This is a genomic window from Microbulbifer harenosus, from assembly GCF_005771435.1.
Taxonomy (GTDB): Bacteria; Pseudomonadota; Gammaproteobacteria; order Pseudomonadales; family Cellvibrionaceae; genus Microbulbifer; species Microbulbifer harenosus.
This window is the reverse complement of sequence record NZ_VANI01000048.1, coordinates 1-1,089: the sequence shown is the minus strand read 5'-3', so window position 1 is coordinate 1,089 and position 1,089 is coordinate 1. Positions and strand designations below refer to the sequence as shown.

At 49.3% G+C, this 1,089-nt stretch carries 2 protein-coding genes; both read right to left on the bottom strand.

Annotated elements, in window-relative coordinates; genetic code table 11:
• Positions 1–157 precede the first annotated feature (157 nt).
• Positions 158–559, bottom strand: coding sequence for a hypothetical protein (locus FDY93_RS19255; RefSeq protein WP_138237382.1), 402 nt, complete (start codon positions 557–559; stop codon positions 158–160).
• Positions 560–633: 74 nt separating this feature from the next.
• Positions 634–972 (bottom strand): DUF2750 domain-containing protein, encoded by a 339-nt coding sequence (locus FDY93_RS19250; RefSeq protein ID WP_138237381.1) that lies wholly within the window; start codon positions 970–972, stop codon positions 634–636.
• Positions 973–1,089 lie beyond the last annotated feature (117 nt).

Genomic DNA, 1,089 nt, shown 5'->3' with positions numbered 1-1,089 from the left:
TGCACCCACGGGAAACCAACGCACAGTTTCCGTTAATCATCCTCCTTGTCGATCAACATCCCCTGCGCCTGAGCTTTGCTCGGCGCACCACAAGGTAAGCTGTCCCGCGGAGGGCCGCAGGCCCGGAGCAAACTGCCCGGCCTTGTTAAGCGCAGCCCTAGATGCCGAAGGTGGAACTAATAACATCGTTTAGTAGCTGCACATCACTTTCTCGGCTTTGCGAGCGATATTGTTCAGGGTTAGTGTTTACCCAGCTTGAAATCACCCTTGAACCTCCGGCGGAGGACCCTGTAAGTTGGAAGGCAAAAATGTAATGCCCGGTCCAGCTTCGAACAAAATAAACCCACCCATTCTCTGAGTATACAAACCACTTATCGTCCATACTCGTTGGTAAGTGGCCGCTCATTATTTTTTCGGCATCTGAATCCCAGAAAAAATTGGAATAGCCCAAATCTTCCCTTTCGATTGGTAAATTTTTAACTTTCCAATCTTCTTTTTTGACCACAATTCTTCCTTGACGCTTAACGCCCAGCGCAGGCGCAGCCAGCGCGGAGCGCATTTTGTGTTATTGTTTGAGCGCCAGCGAGTAACACAAAAGGTGCGTAGCGTTGGCTGTCGCTCTGCCGCTGCTTGTTACGTTTTGAGTTTTGCACGGAGTTCGCTAACCGAATAAACCAATGGGACGCGCCCATGAACTGGTGCCGCGAGCACCTCGGCAAACTTTGCGCCCTCTGTTCCCAGACAGGCCGCCCCGAAAAAATTATTTAGCGGGACAAAGGCAGGTGACAGATTTTGAACTTCCAGGCCCTCTAAAAATTTTTGTGCACTGTCTTTCGATACCCAGACAGGAAGTGCATTTTCATTCTTAGCCTCTAGCATAAATACGGCTTTGCCAGCCATAAGAATCCATATGCCATCCGAATTGAGGACAGACTTTATAAAATCTCTATCACCAAATACTTCAACATTCATCTGAAACTAGCTCTGGATGAAACGTAACGCCCAGCGCAGGCGCAGCCAGCGCGGAGCGCTTTTTGTGTTAATGTTTGAGCGCAGCGAGTAACACAAAAAGTGCGTAGCGTTGGCTGT